Origin of the sequence: Streptococcus mitis, from assembly GCF_001579035.1 — a bacterium.
GTDB classification, from domain to species: Bacteria; Bacillota; Bacilli; order Lactobacillales; family Streptococcaceae; genus Streptococcus; species Streptococcus mitis_J.
This window is the reverse complement of record NZ_KQ970287.1, coordinates 136,085-137,137: the sequence shown is the minus strand read 5'-3', so window position 1 is coordinate 137,137 and position 1,053 is coordinate 136,085. Positions and strand designations below refer to the sequence as shown.

The window sequence follows — 1,053 nt, the reverse complement described above, 5'->3', positions numbered from 1 at the left end:
AAACTCTGGCCATCAAGCGATGTTCGGGATCCATGGTTGTTTCCCACAACTGATGATCGTCCATTTCACCCAGACCCTTATAACGCTGAATAGTTGGTTTGGCACGTCCTTCACTGTGGCGGGCTAAAGCTTCTTGGAGTTTGATTTCTTGATCTGCACCTGGCTGGATGTATTCTTTAATCTCGCTTCCAACCTTGACACCATAGATTGGTGGTTGGGCGATATAAACATAACCAGCTTCTAGGATTGGTTTCATATAACGATAAATCAAGGTCAAAAGAAGGGTACGAATGTGGGCTCCATCGACATCGGCATCGGTCATCAAAACAAGCTTTTGGTAACGAGCTTTTGAAACATCAAATTCTGCACCAAATCCTGTTCCCATGGCTGTGAAAAGACTACGAATTTCTTCGTTAGCTAGAATCTTATCCATGCTAGCTTTTTCAACGTTCAAAATCTTACCGCGAATTGGAAGGATAGCCTGAAACTCACGGTTACGACCAGATTTTGCTGATCCACCAGCTGAGTCTCCTTCGACGATGAAGAGTTCTGTTTCAGCAGGGTTATTAGAAGAACAGTCTGCTAGTTTCCCTGGAAGGTTGGAAATTTCCAAACCAGATTTTTTACGAGTGACTTCACGCGCACGCTTGGCAGCCACACGAGCCTTGGCAGCCAAAATCCCTTTTTCCACGATACGTTTGGCAATCTGTGGATTTTCCATGAGGAAATCAGAGAAGGCTTCACTGAAGAGGCGATTGGTAATCTTGACCACTTCACTGTTCCCAAGTTTGGTCTTTGTTTGTCCTTCAAACTGTGGATTTGGGTGTTTAACTGAGATAACTGCAGTTAATCCTTCGCGAACATCTTCCCCTGTCAGGTTGTCTTCATTGTCTTTTAGTAACTTATTCTTACGTGCATAATCGTTGATGACACGTGTCAAGGCTGTACGGAAACCTTGTTCATGCGTTCCACCTTCATGTGTATGAATATTATTGGCGAAACTCATGACATTTTCATGGTAACCCGTTCGTGTACTGCATGGCTACCTCAACT

General features: G+C 44.0%; 1 pseudogene. It reads right to left on the bottom strand.

The features are described 5' to 3' along the window. Nucleotides 1–1,053: pseudogene (locus SMIDD26_RS12855) on the bottom strand (toprim domain-containing protein); the annotation flags it as partial.